The sequence below is a fragment of the Saliniferula longa genome, from assembly GCF_050789285.1.
GTDB lineage: Bacteria > Pseudomonadota > Alphaproteobacteria > Rhodobacterales > Rhodobacteraceae > CAVPWP01.
The window spans coordinates 39254-58699 of record NZ_JBOUVX010000001.1 but is presented as its reverse complement, the minus strand read 5'-3'; the positions used below and the strand labels follow the sequence as shown (position 1 = coordinate 58699).

12 protein-coding genes are annotated in these 19446 nt (G+C 68.0%); 3 read left to right on the top strand and 9 right to left on the bottom strand.

Features of this window, described 5'->3' with window-relative positions; genetic code table 11:
• The first annotated feature begins 8 nt into the window (after positions 1-8).
• The 3 genes from ACRDNQ_RS00210 to ACRDNQ_RS00200 all read left to right on the top strand — a co-directional run bounded on the left by ACRDNQ_RS00210 (position 9) and on the right by ACRDNQ_RS00200 (position 4513).
• Positions 9-1805: an SLC13 family permease gene (locus ACRDNQ_RS00210; protein WP_431826607.1), complete on the top strand. Its 1797-nt coding sequence runs from the start codon at positions 9-11 to the stop codon at positions 1803-1805.
• Positions 1806-1912: 107 nt separating this feature from the next.
• On the top strand, positions 1913-3289 hold the full coding sequence (locus ACRDNQ_RS00205) for a M20/M25/M40 family metallo-hydrolase (protein WP_431826606.1): 1377 nt from the start codon (positions 1913-1915) through the stop codon (positions 3287-3289).
• A 108-nt stretch (positions 3290-3397) separates the two neighbouring features.
• Positions 3398-4513: an alpha/beta hydrolase gene (locus ACRDNQ_RS00200; protein ID WP_431826605.1), complete on the top strand. Its 1116-nt coding sequence runs from the start codon at positions 3398-3400 to the stop codon at positions 4511-4513.
• Here ACRDNQ_RS00200 and ACRDNQ_RS00195 read toward each other — a convergent pair.
• The 9 genes from ACRDNQ_RS00195 to ACRDNQ_RS00155 form a co-directional block, all read right to left on the bottom strand.
• Complete coding sequence (locus ACRDNQ_RS00195) at positions 4464-5744, bottom strand: MFS transporter (RefSeq protein ID WP_431826604.1); 1281 nt, start codon at positions 5742-5744, stop codon at positions 4464-4466. The two genes, ACRDNQ_RS00200 and ACRDNQ_RS00195, sit on opposite strands and share 50 nt — an antisense overlap.
• Positions 5737-8823 carry an efflux RND transporter permease subunit gene (locus ACRDNQ_RS00190; protein ID WP_431826603.1) on the bottom strand — a complete coding sequence of 1029 codons (3087 nt, stop codon included), beginning with the start codon at positions 8821-8823 and terminating at the stop codon, positions 5737-5739. Before ACRDNQ_RS00190 ends, ACRDNQ_RS00195 begins: the two co-directional genes overlap by 8 nt.
• Positions 8820-9914 (bottom strand): efflux RND transporter periplasmic adaptor subunit, encoded by a 1095-nt coding sequence (locus ACRDNQ_RS00185; RefSeq protein WP_431826602.1) that lies wholly within the window; start codon positions 9912-9914, stop codon positions 8820-8822. The genes ACRDNQ_RS00190 and ACRDNQ_RS00185 overlap by 4 nt, the downstream gene beginning before the upstream one ends.
• A 144-nt stretch (positions 9915-10058) precedes the next feature.
• Positions 10059-11612, bottom strand: coding sequence for an AbgT family transporter (locus tag ACRDNQ_RS00180; RefSeq protein ID WP_431826601.1), 1554 nt, complete (start codon positions 11610-11612; stop codon positions 10059-10061).
• Between the two features lie 80 nt (positions 11613-11692).
• Complete coding sequence (locus tag ACRDNQ_RS00175; protein ID WP_431826600.1) at positions 11693-12859, bottom strand: porin family protein; 1167 nt, start codon at positions 12857-12859, stop codon at positions 11693-11695.
• 229 nt (positions 12860-13088) lie between these two features.
• Positions 13089-14780 (bottom strand): translocation/assembly module TamB domain-containing protein, encoded by a 1692-nt coding sequence (locus ACRDNQ_RS00170; RefSeq protein WP_431826599.1) that lies wholly within the window; start codon positions 14778-14780, stop codon positions 13089-13091.
• A gap of 84 nt (positions 14781-14864) precedes the next feature.
• On the bottom strand, positions 14865-15938 hold the full coding sequence (locus ACRDNQ_RS00165) for a patatin-like phospholipase family protein (RefSeq protein ID WP_431826598.1): 1074 nt from the start codon (positions 15936-15938) through the stop codon (positions 14865-14867).
• A gap of 124 nt (positions 15939-16062) precedes the next feature.
• A complete protein-coding gene (locus tag ACRDNQ_RS00160; protein WP_431826597.1) occupies positions 16063-17937 on the bottom strand; it encodes an OmpA family protein in 1875 nt (624 codons plus the stop codon).
• Positions 17938-18203: 266 nt separating this feature from the next.
• Positions 18204-19427 carry an MFS transporter gene (locus ACRDNQ_RS00155; protein ID WP_431826596.1) on the bottom strand — a complete coding sequence of 408 codons (1224 nt, stop codon included), beginning with the start codon at positions 19425-19427 and terminating at the stop codon, positions 18204-18206.
• Between the last annotated feature and the right edge of the window lie 19 nt (positions 19428-19446).

Here is a 19446-nt window from a genome sequence, read left to right as displayed (position 1 = left end):
ATGCGCGGATGAGCGAGATCGGCTTGCTCTTCCTGATCGTGCTGGCCACGATCGCCCTGTTCGTCTGGAACCGGCTGCCGCTGGTGGTCGTGGCCATGGGCAGCGCGCTTGCGCTTTACGCCACCGGCATCCTGACGCTGAACGAGGTCTTTCGGGGATTCGGCGATCCGGTGGTGATGTTCGTGGCATCGCTTTTCATCGTCACGGCCGGGCTCGAGGCGACCGGCGTGACAGCCTGGCTTGGCCAGGTCTTCGAACGGATCGTGTCCGGCGACGCCGACCGGCTTCTGGTGATCGGAATGGTGGCGGTCGCGGTGCTCTGCCCGCTGATCAATGCCAGCGGCGCGATCGGCGCCCTGTTGCCCGTGGTCATGCTGATGGTCGTGCGGCTGGGCGCGCAGCCTGCGCGCTTCCTCATGCCGATGGCCTTTGCCTCGGGCGCCGGGGCGCATCTGGCGCTGACAGGGGCGCCGAAGAACGTGCTGATCGCCGATGCCGCGGGCGATTACGGCCCGCGCGCCATCGGGTTCTTCGAGTTCGCGCTTGTCGGCGTGCCCCTTCTGATCGGCACCATCGCGATCGTGCTGCTGCTGGGCAAGCGCCTTGTCCCCGAGCGCGAGGCCCCAAGCCTGCCGCGCGATCTCAGCCGGCATGCCGAGACGCTGGTCGAACAGTACCGGCTGACCGGCGATGTCTTCGTGCTTGTCCTGACGCCCACCTCGCCCCTTCTTGGAACCCCGGTCGACGCACTGCCGCTTGACGACGCGCTGCGCCTTGTCACGGTCAGCGACCCCGCGGGCACGCCACGTCTTCTGGGGCTGCTGCGCGACGGCGATCGCATCGTGGTTCGCGGCACGGCCGAGGCCGCCGATGCCTTCGCCGCGGCCCACGGGCTGACGACCCGCGCGATGACCGGAGACGAAGCGGCCGGAAAGCTCATCAACCGGATGGCGGGCGTGGCCGAGGCCGTGATCCCGCAGCGATCGCCGTTCATCGGCATCCGCGTCTTTCCCGGCATGGTCAACGCGACCGGCGATCTTGTGATCATGGCGGTGCAGCGCCGGGGCGAGGACCTTGTGGGCGAGGTCACGCTGGAATCCGGGGATCACGTGCTGGTCCAGGGAACATGGTCCGCGTTGCGGCGGCACGAATCCCGGGCCGGCGTCCTGATCGTGGACAGACCCGACGCCCTTCGCCGGCAGCTTGTGCCGCTGGGCAACGGCGCGAAATCCGTGCTTCTGATCGTCGCGGCCATGGTCGTGGCGATCGCGTCTGGGGTCGTGGCCCCGTCAGTCGCGACGGTGCTTGCGGCCGGCGCCATGCTCGTTCTGCGGCTGATCGGCGTCGACGAAGCCTTCCGCTCGATCAACTGGACGACAGTGATCCTGATCGCGGCGATGTTTCCGCTGTCCACCGCGCTGGTCGCGACCGGAGCGGCGCAGCTTGTCGCCGACAGCGTGGTCGAAACGATCGGCGCAGGCTCTCCGCGCCTGCTACTCGCCATGATCTTCCTTCTTGCGGTCGTCATGGGGGTCGTGGTGTCGAACACGGCGACGACCATGATCCTGCTGCCGATCACGATCCTGTCGGCGGCGGCCTTCGAGGTGTCGCCCATGCCCGCGCTGATGGCGCTGAGCGTGGCGACCTCGGCGTCGTTCCTGACACCTGTCTCGACCACGTCGAACACCATGGTGATGGGCCCCGCCGGCTACCGTTTTGCCGACTACTGGCCGCTTGGGCTGCCCCTGACCGCGTGGTATTTCGTGGTCGCCGTCTTTCTTGTGCCGCTGATCTGGGGCTTCTGATGACCGCCTTGGCGCTGCCTGCCACCTGCCCGCCGCCTGCCCTTCGCCCTTGGGTGCAAGCGGTCCCGTTCGACGCCACCACCTTTTCCTGAGGAGGAGTATTGGAAATGAATGACCTCGAGTCCGTTCTCGCCCATATCGACGCCGACCTCGACAACGCGGTGACCCGCCTGTTCGAGACGCTTCGGATGAAGTCGATCTCGACCGATCCGGCCTATGCCGGCGAAACCCGCGCCTGTGCGGAATGGCACGCCAGGGACCTTGCGTCGATCGGTTTCGACGCGCAGGTGCGCGACACGGCCGGCCATCCGATGGTGGTGGGACACGACCGCGCGGCCAGCGGCACCTCGGTCCTGTTCTACGGGCACTACGACGTGCAGCCGGTCGACCCGCTCGAGCTGTGGGACCACGATCCCTTCGCGCCCTCGATCGAGACACGGCCCGACGGATCGAAATACATCGTCGCCCGCGGCGCCGCCGACGACAAGGGGCAACTCATGACCTTTGTCGAGGCCTGCCGCGCCTGGAAGGCGGTGACGGGCAAGCTGCCGATCCCGGTCACGATCCTTCTGGAAGGCGAAGAGGAATCGGGCGGCGTCAACCTTCCGCCGTTCCTCGACGCGAACGCCGACGAGTTGCGGGCCGACGTGGCGCTGATCTGCGACACCAACATGTGGGACAAGAACACGCCGGCGATCACCACCACGCTGCGCGGGCTTTGCGGCGAAGAGATCATCATCCACGCCTCGGACCGGGACCTGCATTCGGGCTTCTACGGCTCGGCCGCCGCGAACCCCAACCACGTCCTCGCCCGCATCCTTGCCGACCTGCGCGACGCGGACGGGCGGATCACCGTCCCGGGCTTCTACGACGGCGTTCCCGAACTGCCCGAGGCGCTGCGCGAAAGCTGGGCCAAGCTCGACTTCTCGGAAAAGGAGTTCCTGGGCGAGATCGGCCTGTCGGTCCCGGCGGGCGAAAAGGGGCGCTCGGCGCTCGAGATGGTGTGGTCGCGCCCGACCTGCGAGGTCAACGGGATGGGCGGCGGCTACCAGGGCGCGGGCTTCAAGACCGTGATCCCGGCCATGGCCTCGGCCAAGATCTCGTTCCGGCTGGTGTTCGACCAAGACCCCCACAAGGTGCGCGCCGCCTTCCGCGAGTTCGTCAAGGCGCGCATCCCCGCGGACTGCCGCGTCGAGTTCATCGCACATGGCGCGGGCCGGGCGGTCGCCTTCGACACCTCGGCCCCGGCGTTCCAGAACACGCAGGCGGCGCTCACCGCCGAATGGGGCAAGGACGCCGCCTTCGTGGGTGGCGGCGGGTCGATCCCGGTGACGACCATGATCAAGGAAAAGATGGGCATGGACGTGGTGATGGCTGGCTTCGGCCTCAGCGACGACCGCATCCATAGCCCGAACGAGAAGTACGAGCTGAAAAGCTTCCACAAGGGCATCCGCTCCTGGGCGCGCATCCTCGCGGCGCTGTGACGACACGGGGAACGGCGTCGCTCCGGCGGCGTTCCCCAATGACAAGGCCTCCGGGGCCAAGGGGACGAGGCGGACGATGCCGGCCAGCAAGGGCAGTTCGGGCAACGCATGATGCGGAACATCCTGTTCGCGGTTTTCGCCGTCTGCCTTGTGCTTCCCGGCTGCGCGCCCCGCGGCTCGCTCACGGTGCTTCCCGAGGCGGCCCGGACGGGCACCGTCGTCGAGATCCTCGTCGCAACCTCACGCGGCGCCACGGACGATGCGACGATCGCGGCGCGCGCGCGCGCGGACAGCGTGCGCTGGGCATCGGTCGCCGTCTCGATCCCGCCCGAGCGGACCTTGGGAACCGTGACCTTCCCAAGCACGTCACGGGTGGATCCGAAGACCGACTTCCTGACCGTCGCGACCCGGAAGTTCGCCGACGAGACGGCATTCCTGCGCGCGGTCAACGCCCGGCTCGCCGAGCGCCCGCGCGGCGACCGCGAGATCACGCTTTTCGTCCACGGGTTCAACTCCAACTTCGCCGAGGGCATCTATCGCCACGCGCAGATGGCGCATGATTTCCGGTCGCCCGGGATCTCGGTCTCCTACGCCTGGCCGTCGGCGGGCAGCGTCCGGTCTTATGGCTTTGACCGGGAAAGCGCGCTGTTCGCGCGCGACGGCCTGGAAGAAACGCTGGAACTTCTGGCGCGCAGCAACGCCGAGCGGATCGTCGTCGCCGGCCACTCGATGGGCACGATCGTCGTCATGGAGGCGCTGCGCCAGATGCAGATCCGTGGCACCGGGCGGGCGCTGGACAAGGTGCAGGCCGTGGTCCTTATCGCGCCCGATATCGATCCCGATCTGTTCCGGGCCGATGTCCTTGCGCTGGCGCCGCGCGAGCTTCCGATCTACATCTCGGTTTCGGGGCGCGACCGGGCGCTGCGGGCCTCGGCCCTGCTGCGCGGGCAGGCCGGCGGACGCCTGGGGTCGATCCAGAACACCGATGTGATCGCCGACCTTCCCGGCGTGCTTGTCATCGACGTCAGCAACGTGCAGGGGTCGGGCGATCCGCTCAACCACTTCGCGGTCGCCACCTCGCCCGCGATGATCGCCTTCATCAGCGGGCTCGACCGCTTCGGCACGACCATGCTGCGCGACCAGGAACGCCCGGCGAACGTCCTTGAGGCGACGGTCAACGCGGTGACGGGCGTTGCCGAGGTTGTCTTGCCGGGTCAGAAGTAGGCCTGCCGCCCGTCGGCCAAAGCCGGCTCGCGACGACCGAGGCCGCGGCGGCGACAAGGCCGAAGAGGGCGAAGGTGGCGGTCAACCCCAGCGATGCGCCCAGCCAGCCCGCCGCCGAATAGGCGACGAGCAGGCAGGCGCTTGCCAGCGACAACTGGGCAGCGAAAAGATACTGCAGATCGCCGGGGCTGCCGATGCGGCGGATCAGGTAGGTCGCGGGCGTCAGCGCCAGCGACGTGCCCAGCCCGATCACGAACCAGACGACCAGCAGGCCCTGCAGGGTCGCGATCACCGTGCCCGCCAGAAGGCCGACTGACAGCAGCGCTGCCCCGACCAGCATGACCGCCCGGTCCGGCACGGCGCGCAGCGCCGGCGTCAGCGCGATGGCGCCCAGGATCGAGCCGAAGCCGAAGACGGCGAAGGCGATCGCGCTGGCCTGGCGGTCAAGCTCGAACAGGCCCTGGACGATCACCACGGTGTTCACCGTCACCATCGCGGTCGCGCAGGCCACGGCGACATCGAGCGCGATGAGCCCGCGCAGGTCCGAGGTCGCCAGAAACAGGCGCGGCCCGCGCAGGAAGCCCGACATCAGCCGCTCGGTGCGGCCTCCACGGGCCTGCGGAATGCGCATCCGCGCGATCAGCCAGGCCGACAGCAGGAACGCCACGGCCGCGACGACGAAGACCCCCCGCGAGGCGAAGGCCAGCAGCAGGCCCGCCGCCAGAAGCGGGCTGACCGAGGCTTCAAGCTCGCTTGCGATCCGCGACCGCGCCAGCGACCGGGTATAGTCGTCCTGATTGGCCAGCAGGTAGGGCACCACGGTCTGATAGACGAGGGTGAAGATGGCCGAGGCCAGCGCGAAGACGAAGACCAGCGCGAAGACCTGCCAGGTGGCGGTCACGAAGGGCAGAACCAGAAGGCTTCCCGCGCGCAAGAGATCGAGCACGATCAGAAGCAGCTTGCGCGGCACGTGGCGGATCAGGACGGCGACGAAGGGGGCCGCGCCGATATAGGCCAGCATCTTGAGCGACAGCGCGGTGCCCAGAACGGTCCCCGACTCCTCGCCCGCCAGGTCATACGCCAGAAGCGCCAGCGCCACCGTCGCCACCCCGGTCGCGAGAAGTGCAAGGACATAGGCCACGAACAGCCAGTAGTAGCTGGCCTTGTCGGCGGTTCCCGTCCAGGCGAGGGGCGCGTCCTCGGGCCGGGGCGGATGGCCGCTGTCAGCCATCGCGCGCCAGACCATCCTGTTCCGCGTCCTCCGGCGCGGCCGCGCCGGCGTTTCCGCTGAAGAAGATCACGTACAGCACCGGCAGCACGATCAGGGTCAGGACCGTGGCCACCATCAGGCCGCCCATGATCGCGAAGGCCATCGGCCCCCAGAACAGCGTGGGCGCGATCGGCAGAAGGCCAAGCACCGTGGACAGCGCCGTCAGCATCAGCGGGCGCAGGCGGTTCATCGAGGCCGACACCGCCGCCTCGCGCACATCGCGCCCGGCGCGCCGCTCGTCGTCGATCTGGGTGATCAGGATCACCGCGTTCTTCGCGATCATCCCGAGCAGCGCCAGGATGCCGAGGATGGCGACGAAGCCAAGGGGACGGCCGAACAGCAACAGCGCGCCGACCACCCCGATCAGCCCCAGCGGCAGAAGGATCAGCACGATGCCCACCTTGCGGAAGTTCTTCAGCTGCACCATCAGCAGGGTGACCATCAGGAACACCATCAGCGGCACGACCGCGAAGACGGCCGCCTGGCTTTCGGCCGAGGTCTCGACCGTACCGCCGACCTCGATCCGGTAGTTGAACGGCAGCGTGTCGTTCAGCGCGGCGATGTCGTCTTCGAGGGCGGCCACGACCGCCTCGGGCAGAAGGCCCGGCGCCACGTCGGCCAGCACCGTCAGCGTCGGCACCCGGTCGCGGCGCCAGATCAGCGGCTGTTCCTGTGTGAACTCGAAGGTCGCGAAGGAACTCAGCGCCACGGTGCGCCCGCCGGGGACCGGAACCTGCAGCGTCGCCAGACCGTCGAGCGACACGCGGTCCTCGGCCTGCGCGCGCGCGATCACGTTGACGAGGTAGATGTCGTCGCGCAACTGCGTCACCGTCGACCCCGAGATCGCGGTGTTGAGCACGCTGGAAAGCTGCGAACTGGTCAACCCAAGCCGGCGCGCCTGATCCTGGTTGATGTCGATCACAAGCTGGCGGGCGGGCTCGATCCAGTCGAAATGCACCCGCCGCGCTCCGGGGTGCGAGGCGACGACCTCGGCCAGGCGCAGCGCCTGCGCGCGCAGCACCTCGAGGTCCGGGCCGCTCAGGCGGTACTGCACCGGCCATCCGATCGGCGGCCCCATCTCAAGCGGGCTGACGCGCACGACCGCCTCCGGGAAAGTCTCGACCAGGAAAGCGTCAAGCGTCTCTTCCAGGCGCAGACGGGCGTCGATGTCCTTGGCCATCACTACGATCTGGCTGTGATTGTCGCTGGGCGGCCGGATCGCCAGCGGCAGGTAGAAGCGAATGACGTTCCGGCCGATGTAGCTGGTCCAGAAGTCCACATCCTCGCTTGCCGCGAGGTAGGTTTCGACCTTCGCGATGGCCGTTTCGCTGGCGAAGATCGAACTGGATCGCGGCAACTGGAAGTCGATGATGAGTTCGTTGCGGTCCGACGGCGGGAAGAACTGCCGGTTCAGCATCTGCGACGCGCCAAGCGCAACCACGAAGACGGCGACGGTCACCGCCACGGTGATCCAGCGCGCCCGGATCGCAAGATCGAGAAACCGCCCGTAGGTGCGCAGAAGCTTGCCCGGCTCGGTGGAGGCGTCGGCGGCCGGCGGCCTGAGCAGCACGCCCGCGACGATCGGCGTGAACACCACCGCCACGATCCACGACGCGATCAGCGCGATCGCCACCACCTGGAAAAGCGAGATGGTGTATTCGCCCGCCTGGCTTTCGGCGAAGCCGATCGGCACGAAGCCCGCGATTGTGATGAGCGTGCCCGTCAGCATCGGAGCGGCGAGGCGCCTGTAGGCATAGGAGGCACCGGCTTCGACCGTGTCACCGGCGGCAAGCCTGCGCAGGATCGCGTCGGTCGTCGTCATCGCGTCGTCGACCAGAAGCGCCAGCGAGATGATCAGCGCGCCCAGCGATACCCGGTGCAGGTCGATGCCCATCATCTCCATCACCAGGAAGGCCGTGGCCAGCGTGACCGGGATCGCCACCGCCACGACCGCGCCCGGCCGCACCCCGAGGGTGACGAAGCTGATCACGAGGATGATCGCAATGGCCTGATAGAGCGAGGTGATGAAGTCGCCGATCGCGGTGGTCACGACGCTGGGCTGATCGGAAATCAGGTGCGGTTCGATCCCGATCGGCAGGTCGGCCACGATGCCCTGCATCGCGCGGTCGACATCTGCCCCAAGTTCCAGGATGTCGCCCCCCTCGCGCATCGAGATGGCGATCGCCATCGCACGCTCGCCGTTGACGTGCAGGAGCGGTTGCGGCGGATCGACGAAGCCGCGCCGCACGGTGGCGATGTCGCCGAGGCGGATCGCCCGACCATCGGCGATCAGCGACACCTCGAGAATGTCGTTCTCGGTCTCGAAGGCGCCGGTGACGCGCAGGATCAGGTTCTCGGTCCCCGAGTTGATCGTTCCCGACGGGCGCACCACGTTCTGGGCCGCGATCGCGGCGAAGACCTGGCCGTAGTCCAGCCCCATCGCCGCGACGCGATCGGCCTGGAACTCGATGAAGATCGCCTCGTCCTGGACGCCGATGAACTCGACCTTGCCGATCCCGTCGACCTCGGCCATCAGGCGGGTGCGCACAAAATCGACATAGTCGCGCAGTTCGCGGTCGGTGAAGCCGTCCGCGGTGAAGCCATAGACGATGCCGAAGACGTCGCCGAAATTGTCGTTGAAAAAGGGCCCGAGCACCCCTTGCGGCAGGGTATGGCGGATGTCTCCGATATTGTTGCGCACCTCCTGCCAGACCTCGGGCACGCGTTCGGGCGGGAAGGTCCCTTCGAGGTCGACATAGACGGTCACGATCCCCGGCCGGGTGATCGAGCGGACGGCGTCGAGGCCGGTCGTCTCTTCAAGCCTGCGCTCGAGCCGGTCGGTCAGCTGGCGCTGCGTCTCTTCGATCGTGGCGCCCGGCCAGACCGCGGTGACCAGCATCGTCTTGATCGTGAAGCTCGGGTCCTCGTCGCGGCCGAGGCTGACGAAGGACATCGCCCCGGCAAAGACCGCGACGAGCATCAGATAGATCGTCAGCGCCCGGCTTCGGGTGGCCCATTCCGACAGGTTGGGACCGATCATGATCCCTCCCCGAGAAGGCGAACCTCCTGCCCCGGCCGCAGCGCCTGCACCCCGGCGGTCACGACGCGCTCCCCGACCGCGACGCCCCCGTCGATGCCGACGGCGGCCGGTGTGAAGCGCGCCACCTCGACAGGGCGCAGCGACACGGTGCGGCTGTCGGGATCGACGACCCAGACCGCCGGCGCCCCGTCCATGGTGGTCAGCGCCGAGGCGGGAAGCTCGATGCCCCCCGAGCCGCCGATATGGACCCGGCCGTTCACGGTCGAGCCAAGCCGCATCTCGTCGGGCGGGTCGATCAGGCCGACGCGCACCCGGATGGTGCCGGTCGACGCGTCGGCGCGCGGCGCAACCTCTCGGATGCGGCCCAGGGCGGTGATCCCGGGGTTCAGCGCCAGGGTCACGACGACCTCGGGATCAGGCGGACTCACCGCGACCACGGCGGCCGGGACGTCGAAGACCGCGTCCTTCCCTTCGTCGCGGGCAAGCTGCGCGATGCGGCGGCCGGCCGTCACCACCTCGCCCGCCTCGGCGCCCACCGCCGTGACGACGCCCGGCGCGTCGGCCGTCAGAACCGTGTCGGCCAGCCGGCGGCGGGCGATGCCGACCTGCGCCTCGGCCGAGTCGAAGGCGCTCTGAGCCGAGGTGAACTGCTGCTCGGCGCGCTCGAGTCCCGCCTGCGAAAGGAAGTCACGCTCGAAGAGCTGGCGCTGACGCTCGTAGGTCGAGCGCGCCTCGGACAGTTGGGCGGCTGCGGCGATCTGCGCCGCCTCGGCACCGCGCAGGGCGTTTTCCTCGTCGGCTGGATCAAGCCGCGCGATGATCTGGCCCGGTGCGATCGTGTCGCCCACGTTCACCAGACGCTCGACCAGCCGACCGCCGATCCGGAAGGCAAGGTCCACCTCGATCTGGCTTTCGACGGTTCCCGACAGCGTGAAGGATTCGCCGGCGAAGCTTTCTGCCACGACAACCGTGCGAACCGGACGAAGCTCGGGGGTCGCGGCGGTCCCGTCCTCCTCGCGACAGCCCGCAAGGACCATGGTCAGGCAAAGGGCCAGAAGGATGCCACGAGATGCAGGCCGGTCTGAGGACATGAGGGTTCTTCCCAGGATTGATCGGTTACGTTCGCGCCGGGTTCCAAGGCGCCTGGCGTAAACGCCACGACCCGCCGCAGCGGCGGATCGCGGCAGGTTCAGATAAGGCAGACCGCCCATGCGATGCCGACTTCGACGATCCACCTATGCCGGCCCAAGCGGAAGCCCGATCAGGTACCACCCGACCAGCATGAGCGTCCAGAGAACCAGAAGGATCGCCGTGTAGGGCAGCATCAGAGCGACGATGGTCCCGATGCCTGCGTCCTTCTGGTACTTCTGCGCGAAGCCCACCATGACCGCCAGATAGACGTTGAGCGGCGTGATCACGTTCATCGGGCTGTCGCCCACCCGGTAAGCCGCCAGCACGAGGTCCGGATCGCCCCCAAGCCGCATGAAGAGCGGCACGAACACCGGGGCAAGAATCGCCCACTTCGCCAGCGCGCCGGTCAGGATGATGTCGATGATCGCCACCACGACCACGAACAGTACGATGTAGGCCGGGGCGTTCAGCGCCGTGGTCTGCAGGAAGTCGGCCATGTTCACCGCAAGCACCGTCGCAAGGTTCGTGTAGTTGAAGAAGGCGATGAAGTTGGCGATCACGAAGAGCAGGAAGATCATCCCAGCGAGGTTGCCCCAGGTCTTGACGATAAGGCCAATCGCGGCGGTGACGTTGGCGATGGTCCCGGCCGCCCGGCCGTAGGCATAGCCCACGAAGAGGAAGACGACGGAAATCAGGATGATGAGGCCGCTCATGAACGGCGAGCCGGCCATGATCCCCCCGGTCTCCTGGTTGCGCAGGATGCCCCAGGGAATCGGCGGCACGGTCAGCGCGGCAAGGACCACACCCACGATCAGAAGGGCGCGCCCGGCGGCTTTCAGCCCGGCCTGCTCGGCCTCGGTCAGGCCTTCGTGCGCGTCCACCGGAACGCCCCCGGTGTAGGGGCCAAGCCGCGGTTCCACGTATTTTTCGGTGATCAGCGTGCAGATGATCGCCATCACGATCGACGAGGCGATCATGAAGAACAGGTTGCCGACCGGGGTGATCTGAAGCGCCGGGTTCACCGCCCGGATCGCATCGTTCGTCACCTCGACCAGAAGCGCGTCGGTCGGCGTGACGAAGACGTTCACGAGAAAGACCGCCGCGACGCCGCTGAAGCCGGCGGCAAGCCCCGCCAGCGGGTGCCGTCCGAGGCTGTGGAAGGCAGCGGCGGCCAGCGGAACAAGCACGAGATAGCCGGCATCCGCCGCGATCGACGAGACCACGCCCACCAGGACGATCATGAAGGTGAAGATGCCCGTGGGCGCCACCGCGACGAGCTTGCGCACCAGCGTCGCGATCAGGCCCGATTCCTCTGCCAGGCCCACACCGATCATGGCCACCAGGATGACGCCCACCCCGGTGAAGCCGAGGAAGTTCGCCACCGGGCTCGTCACCATGAAGCGGATCCCGTCCGGCGACAGCAGGCTGCGCACCGCCGCTTCCTGCTCGACGATGTCGCCGAGAGCCATGTCATAGCCTTCGTAGGTCACCGACGTGCCGAGCATCCCGAAGATCGCCGACAGGACGATGACGATTCCGATGAGGATCAGGAAGATGATCGCCGGATGCGGAACCGCGTTGCCCACCCGCTCGACCGCGCCGAGGAACCCGCCCATCGAGCCCTGATCCTCGGGATTGCCCTGATTTTTCGCCGCCATGTCCCGTCTCCCTGGCCATTCGGCCCGCTCTGTGAGGAAAAATCGCCCGTCACTCGCCCGTCACGCACCCGCCGACCCGGTCAGAAGAACCATCGCGCCCCAAGAAGCACGCCCGTCGCATCCTGATAGCTGCGCCCCGTATCGTCGTCATATTCGAACTGTAGCATGGCCGCGTAAACGTCGATCGACAGGTCGTCGAAACTTTGCACCGCGCCGAAGCCATAGGTCCTGGTCCGCGCGCCGTCGGTGACGAAATCCTCGCCCCGGTAATAGTCCACGAACAGTGACGTCTTGCCCGCCGCGACGAAGTCGGCCCGCCAGCCCGCCTTGATGTAGCCGTACTGCGGCCCGTCGATGCGCGACCCCGCGGCGACGCTGAGGTTCAGCCCGCTCGGATCGTGATAGACGGTCGCCGACCCGATCACCCGCTCCTGGTCGTCGGCATTGTCGTTGAACTGCCAGCCATAGCCCAGCGCGGTCTGGATCGACACATCGCCCACATCGCCGGTCCAGCGCAGCGCGACGTCGGCGTAATCGGCGTCGTCGTTCTCGTTCAGCACGTTGATGCCGTAGGACGTCGAGAAGACGAACCCCGACCGGCTTGGCGTGTCATAGCGGGCGCGGAACAGGCGGGCGACGTTGAAGCTGCTGTTCACCTGCCCCACGGTCACGCCGGTGAGATTGCCGTTCGTGTCGCGGAACTGGAACGACCCGAAGCCATCCGACGCGTCGGTCGGACTGACTACGAAGGTGAACGAGGAATCGAGACCCGCCGCCCCGTCGGCCGCCGTGCTGCCCTGCCCAAGCGACAGCGTCCCGTAATCGGTGTCGAAGGCTGCCTCGAACCAGCGCAGCCAGGTGCGGTCCCAGTCGATCCATTGCGGCCTGTCGGTCTGCGAGATCAAGGCACTGTTGCGCAGGCTGAGCCCGGTCTCGAAGCGCAGCCGCAGGGTCGCGCCGTCAAGCGGCTGAAGGATCCGGAAGCCAAGGCGGGTGTTCCAGTTGCCGTTGTCCACCAGCCCGTCGGTGGTCGCCTCGCCATCGTCGAAGCTTTGGTAGGTCGGCGTGAATTGCCCGTAGAACGTGACGTCCCCGCCGGACCGGTTGCGGAAGACGAACCTCTCGCCGTCCTCGGGAAGCGTGATGGTCTCTTCGCCCTCGTCGGCCTCCGACAGAACACTTGTCTGCGCAAGCCCCGCGCCGGCCGCGAGAAGCATTGACCCCGTAAAGAGAAGCCTTACGAACATGCCAATCCCCCTATCCACGACGAACACCCCCAGGCTTCCTCCCGATACCGAAGAGGAGAAAGCGGCGCCCGATTCCTGCCGGAGTCAGCGGTACCAACAGTTGTAGTTGACCATACTTCGGGACACCTCGCCATCGGAATTTGCGCCGCCAACTCAGGGGCATCAGGTGGGCCGGCGTCGCCCCGATCCCCTGCCGGGGGCGCCGCAGACACCCCCGACTCGGGCCGGGTCAATTCGACTTCACCATCCCGGAAAAACCCGCGACGGCCAGCAGGCCAAGGGCGATCCCCGCAATGCTCTGGACATACATGAACCACTTTCCGACGTATCCCGCAGGCGTGCGCGTGTCCGGCGACCAATAGGTGCTTTGTCCGCTGGCCAGCCCCGGAATGATCGCGTCCGCAGACAGCATCGCGGCATTGAACGCAGGATAGGCCGAGGCTTCCGGCTGGCGGCGAAAGCAGACAAGCTGTGCCTCGCCCGGGTCCGCCAGACCCGCACGCTCGGCTCCAAGCGACGGCAGGAAGGCGCTGTCCGTGCGCGGGGTCGCGCACAGCACCCACTCGGGCGCGCGCAGCACCACCGGAGCGTTCGGGCGCAACGCGCTTGTCCGGTCGAGATGGGCGTAGAACGCCGCTCCGGCACCCCAGAGGGCGAAGATCCAGACAAGGGCCAGAAGCGGCAGGCGGCCATAGCCGGTGGTCATCCCCATGAGGCCGTCGTTCAGCCGAAGCATCAGGCGGGTGGGAAGGCAGCCGGCGCGGTGGCGACGGGCGCGGCGGGACAGCCGTTCCTTTTCGATCAGGACGCGGCGCTTGTCCTCGTCGTGGCCCATCGCGCCCAGGACACTGGCCAGCTGTTCATAGGGCTGGGGCCAGAAATCCTCGTTCCAGCGTTCCGGCGTCTGGCGCGCAAGCCAGTCGAGCCGCGCACGCGCGTCCACCGTGCCGCCAAGGATGGCGCCGTAAAGACAGCGGTTGAGCCGCAGGTCGCCTTTGGCGGGCCAGCTTTCGGGATCATCGACGATCGCGCCAAGGGTCGCGCCGTTCAGGCTGAGCGTCCCCGTCACCTTCGCCCCCTGTCTGAGGAAGAAGGCACCCGCGACGGTGGTTCGGCCAAGGTCGACCGTGACTTCCTGCGACGCGCCGAGGGTCGCTTCGCTCAGGTCCACGTCCCCGCCGATCCGGGCCGTGACCAGTGACACCGCACCCGTCACGCGCGCAAGGCGCAAGGTCACGTCCCCGTCGACCTGCACCGAGTCCGCTTCGATCGCCAGGCCCTCGGGGCTTTCGATCGTCGCCCCGATCAGGTCGAGGTTGCCTCCGATGCGTCCACCGGGCAAGGCGATGCCGCCGCGAACGGACGCCCCCCGGAAAAGTGCACCACCGCGAACCGAAATCCGCTCGGCCTGCAGCGCCCGGTCGCCGGGGCTGTCCAGCCGCGCGCCGTCGAGGATCATGTCGCCGCCGATCCGCGCGCCGCGCAACTCGATCCGGCCGCGGATCGTGGCTGCGCGGAACAGAAGGTCGCCCCGCGCGTCCAGTCGGTTGGCGGTCAGCCCGGGAAGGTCCGAGCCGTCAAAGGCAAGGGTGTCGATGATCGCCGACAGCAGGACCGGCGTCGCGTCGAACCGGCAGTCGAGCAGACCGATGTCGCGCGGGACCCTGCACCCCTCGAGGTCGAGCGTGCCGACGATCCAGGCCCCGCCCAGTCTCAGGCCCTTCTCGTGCATCCGGGGGGCATCGGGTCCGCCCAGAAGCAGAAAGCGGATCAGATCGGCCCGCACCCGCCGGCTGTCGTCGCCGGCCTCCGGCAGACCGCTGGTGCCAAGGGTGTCGAGCATGCCATTGCCAAGGCCGTCGATCAGTGTGACTTCGGCAGGACCCAAGGCGCCGAAGGCGGCAAGACCCCCGGGCGTCATGTCATCGCACGCCTGCGCCCGGCGCCCGCACGCGACCCCCCGCGGGACCGTCGCATCCGGGTGCGGGCGCGGCCTGCATCCGGGCTACTCGGCGGCCGGGCGGGCTGTCAGTCCGGGCGACGGCAGCCGGGCCTCGCCGTCAAGCTCGTCCAGTTCAAGCGTCGAACGGTTCCCGATCGCATCGAAGTTCGCGGTCAGCCAGCCATCGGCCCAGTCGCGGCCAAGATCGAACAGCAGGCGCAGATAGCTCCATTCGGCGTTCAGCTTGCTCGAGGCGACAAGGTCCTTCACTTCGAGATCGGTATGGATCAGATGCAGGTAGGTATGGGTATAGACCCCAAGGTCGATGCCACGCTCGGCCGCGATGCGCTGCATCAGGCCGATCGCCCGCAATTCCTTCACGAGGCTCGAGTTGAAGCTGATCTCGTTGACCCTGTTCATGATGTCGCGCGCCGTCCGGGGAAGTTCGGCCCGCACGATCGGGTTGATCTGCACCACCAGAATGTCGGGCGCCTCGGTGCTGGTCAGCAGTGGGTAAAGGGCCGGATTGCCGCTGAAGCCGCCGTCCCAATAGGCCTCGCCGTCGATTTCGACGGCCGGGAACATCTGCGGCAGGCAGGCCGAGGCAAGCACCGCCTCGGTCCCCAGTTCCCCCGGCCCGAAGACGCGTGACCGACCGGTCCGCACGTTGGTCGCGGTGACATGCACGGCAAGGTCGGTCTGCGCGTTGACGAGGTCGAAGTCGACCATCTCGTCCAGAAGCCCTCGCAGCGGGTTGATGCCCATCGGGTTCAGGTCATAGGGCGAAAACATCCGCGTGAGGCTTTCGAAGAACAGGTAGCTGGGCGAAGTGTCCAGGCTGTAGTTCCCCGTCAGCCGGTCAAGCGGGCTGCGCTGAATGGGCGAGAAGCGCGCCGAATCGCTGACCGCCTTCCAGAAGCGTCCCAGCGCCTCACGCGCGCCCTTGCGCCCGCCCTTCGCCATCCCGTCGGCAAGCACGACGGCATTCATCGCCCCCGCGCTTGTCCCGCTGATCGCCCGGATCGCCAGACGCTCGTCCTCGAGCAACCGGTCAAGCACGCCCCAGGTCATGGCGCCATGAGAGCCCCCGCCCTGAAGGGCGAGGGTGATGGGCTTCGCGTCTTGGGACCTGGACATGGCGACTTTCGGGGAAAGGAAGGTTTCAAAGGAAGGCTACCCCGACCCGGGGGAGATCGACAACGGCTTTGTGGTTCACGAAATCAGGCGTGGCCGCCCGCGCAGGTGGCGGACGGCCACGGCCTTAGGCTTCCCACGGGTGGAGAAGCGTCGAGATCCTTCGAATTTCGACCCGCCGGTTGCGCGGTTCGGCCGCCTGCGTGGGAATGTCCAGAAGCGCCTCGCCATAGCCCTGGAAAACCAGGTTCTCGGGCGGCACGCCGAAATAGTCGACCAGCGCCTGGGCCACGGTCTCGGCCCGGCGGTCGGACAGGGCAAGGTTGAAGGCGGCCGACCCGGTCGCATCGGTATGGCCCTCGATCAGGAAGACCTCACGCGGGCTGGCGCGCAGAAGTTCCAGCATCACGGCCGCGATGCCCGAAAGCGTCGCCGCCTGCTGTGGGGCAAGGGCGGCCGACCCCGTGTCGAAAAGAACCGGATCGCTTGACAGGACGGGTGCAAGTCGGCGCACTTCTACGATGTTGCGGATCTGCGCAAGCGAGAAGGTCCGGTCAAGCGGCACGGTCGCAGCGCGGACCAGTTCGGCGCCGAACACCGGATCGGTCCCCGGCCGAAGGCGGACGACCGGGACCGTCGGCGCGGGCGGAAGACGGCTGACCTCGACCGGGGCGAAACGCCGGGTATCGTCAAGCAGGGTCACCCGCCCACCGGCCTCGATCCGTTCCCGGCGAAGGACCCGTCCGGTCGCATCGCGCAGCGTCTCGATCCGCACGCCGTCGGGGTAGCTCAGCACCGTGCGGGTCGAACCGTCGGCGTAGGTCGTCGTTTCCTGCCGCGTGCCCGGGCGGCGCAGGACGGCGTCGTCGTCCCGCCAGACCTGGTGGACGTTGGTGTCGCGATCCACCACCACGACGCGCTCGGGCGTGGTTGCGACCACCTCCTGCCGATCGAAGAGGAGCGCGCCGACCGCAAGGCCGGCCAGAGCGCCAAGTCCGGCGGCCTCAAGCCGGTCACGCCGTTCGTCCGCCTGCGCGCGCGCCTCGGCCTGCGCCTGTGCCGAAGAGCCGGCATTGCCGGCCGGGCTTGACAGCACCGCTCCGCTGAACTCCTCGGCGGCGCTGCGCGTCTCGACGATCTCGCGGGTGACGGTCTGGGTGGGCGACAGGTTCGTATCGGTCGGCTGCGCCGCTTCGGGATCGCCCGAAAGGGCCCCTTCCAGAACCGTCACGGCCGCCTGCACCTCGGGATCTTCGGCGACCTCGGCGCGGACAGCCTCGTCGACTTCGGCGGCCTGTTCGGCAGGCGCGGCCGTGACCGGCAGTTGGGTCACGGGGTCCTCGGCCGCACCCTGATCCATGGCGGGCTGGTCCGCGTCGGCCGACACCGGCGCTTCGGGCAATGGCTGGTCTTCCGCGGCAGCGGTGTCCGGTTCGGCGGACGGGGTCGGAACGGTCCCGCCTTCCTCTGCCCCGTCGGCCGTGTCTTCGACCGGCGAGCCGACCGACTCCTGCTCCACGGCGTCATCGACGGCACCGGCACTGCTTTCGGAGGTCGCCGCGCCCGGGACCTCAGGGGAGGCCTCGGCCGGGGCTTCTTCCACACCCTCTGCCGGGGCCGATTCGGCGCCGGTATCTTCGGCAGGAAGGGGATCGGTGGCGTTGACGGTATCCTCGGTCGCGGCCTCGTCCGATGCCGGCTCATCCGCCACGGCCTCGTCCGTCACAGCCTCGTCCGTCACCGGATCTTCCGTCGCCGGATCTTCAGCCATCGGCTCTTCCGTGGGCAATTCGGGCACGACCGCGGGTTCCGCCGCCACGTCGGCGTCGCCGGCCACGTCGGCGGCCCCGTCGGCCTCGACCGAGGCGTCGGCATCGGTTCCTGCGGCAGCCTCGCCCGTGGCGGGCTCCAAAAGAACCTCGGGGCAGTCCACACCGCCTTCGGCAACGCACTCGGGAGGTTGCGTGGCGTCCGACTCCTGAGCGCCAGCGGCGCCGGCCACGGCAACGGTCAAAAGGGAAGCAACGCAGGTCAGTCGGAAGCCGGAACGCATCGGGATCTCCACTTTCTTGATCATGCGGGCGCCGGTGTGATCACCTTGTCGCGGCCCGCGGCCTGTCTCGAATCGCCCGATGCCCAAGACCACCTTCAGCCGGTCGCGATGACACCGGATTTGGCCTTTCTGGCGCTGCTAGGCAATATCATGTCGCTCCCAGGGCGACGGGCAGGGCCATGCCGATGGCAGGACAGGCGGCAACCGCACGGGTGTCACTGGGCCGCGGCCCCATGCGGAGGGCGCGCGGCGCCAAGGCGACGCGGGATTCGCCCGGCGATGCCCCACCCGACCAGAAGCCCCGCCCCCGCCGCCGCGAACAACCCCTGAACCGGCACGAAGAGCAGAACGAGGAACGCCACGCCGGGGGTCAAGATCCCCGACACGTCGCGAAAGCTCGAATAGACCGCCGACATCTCGGTACGTTCCGACGGCTTGACCGCCATCAGGAAGGGCAGCCCGCCCGCAATATCGAGCAGCACGAGGAAGCCCGATCCGACAAACAGGCACGCCAGCGCAACCCAGGGGCTGGCATGTAGCACCGTCGCGGCGGTGAACAGGATCGCACTCCACAGGAAGCCCGCGCGAACAGCGACACGCACGGGGCGCGGTCGCGTCCAGCGCAGCATGAGCGGTGTCAGGAACAGAATGCTGTTCGTCAGCGACAGCGCGATGCCTCCCGTGCGCTCGCCCAGACCGCTCTGGATCGCGAAGATCGGAAGATAGACGACATAGACCCACCAGCCGCAGGACCTGAGCATGGCGAAGAGATAGCCGGCCACCAGACGGGGCTGCGACGCGAAGCGCGCAAGATAGGCCAAGGGGTTCGCCGCCGGGGCGCGGCTGCGGCGGATCAGCTTGCCGTCGCCAAGGCGCATCTTCCAGAAGACAAGGCACAGCACCACGCCGAAGCCGGCCGAGACCAGAAAAGGCAACGGCGTCCAGATCGACACAAGCCAGACACCGATGAAGGGGCCAAGGCTCCACGCGAGGGCCGAGTAGAACATCCGCATCGTCTCGCACCGGCCCAGTTCGGCCTGCGAGATGAAGTCGAGCACGTAGGCGTTCAGGCAGACGAAGACCGTCACCGACGCGACCGAGGCAAGGGCCAGAGCCGCCGGCGAGGCGGCGACACCGCCGGCAAGGATCACGGCCGCGCCCAGCGCATAGGTCAGCGCGCCGGCCGTGAACATCCAGCGCCGCGGCAGGCGCCGCATCGCCCAGGGGATCAGCAGCGCCGCCGCCAGCGCGATGACGCCGACCCCCAGATAGACGGCGGACACGCCCTCGGCGCTGCCCAGCGTGCGATACATCAGCAGCGGAAAGACCGACACGAGGATCGCCCGGGCGCCGGCATCCAGCGCCGACAGGATCGCGAAGCCCGACGCCCCCGCCACCGGAGCATGGCGGACCCATTCGGGAATGCGGCGTTCGAACACTGGGACGACCTCGAGACTT

Bases quoted from the DNA above. Each gene is read 5' to 3' on its own strand.
- ACRDNQ_RS00195 (WP_431826604.1), bottom strand. From the start codon at position 5,744: ATGGCTGACAGCGGCCATCCGCCCCGGCCCGAGGACGCGCCCCTCGCC.
- ACRDNQ_RS00175 (WP_431826600.1), bottom strand. From the start codon at position 12,859: ATGTTCGTAAGGCTTCTCTTTACGGGGTCAATGCTTCTCGCGGCCGGC.
- ACRDNQ_RS00170 (WP_431826599.1), bottom strand. From the start codon at position 14,780: ATGACGCCCGGGGGTCTTGCCGCCTTCGGCGCCTTGGGTCCTGCCGAA.
- ACRDNQ_RS00180 (WP_431826601.1), bottom strand. From the start codon at position 11,612: ATGGCGGCGAAAAATCAGGGCAATCCCGAGGATCAGGGCTCGATGGGC.
- ACRDNQ_RS00190 (WP_431826603.1), bottom strand. From the start codon at position 8,823: ATGATCGGTCCCAACCTGTCGGAATGGGCCACCCGAAGCCGGGCGCTG.
- ACRDNQ_RS00205 (WP_431826606.1), top strand. From the start codon at position 1,913: ATGAATGACCTCGAGTCCGTTCTCGCCCATATCGACGCCGACCTCGAC.
- ACRDNQ_RS00210 (WP_431826607.1), top strand. From the start codon at position 9: ATGAGCGAGATCGGCTTGCTCTTCCTGATCGTGCTGGCCACGATCGCC.
- ACRDNQ_RS00165 (WP_431826598.1), bottom strand. From the start codon at position 15,938: ATGTCCAGGTCCCAAGACGCGAAGCCCATCACCCTCGCCCTTCAGGGC.
- ACRDNQ_RS00185 (WP_431826602.1), bottom strand. From the start codon at position 9,914: ATGTCCTCAGACCGGCCTGCATCTCGTGGCATCCTTCTGGCCCTTTGC.
- ACRDNQ_RS00200 (WP_431826605.1), top strand. From the start codon at position 3,398: ATGATGCGGAACATCCTGTTCGCGGTTTTCGCCGTCTGCCTTGTGCTT.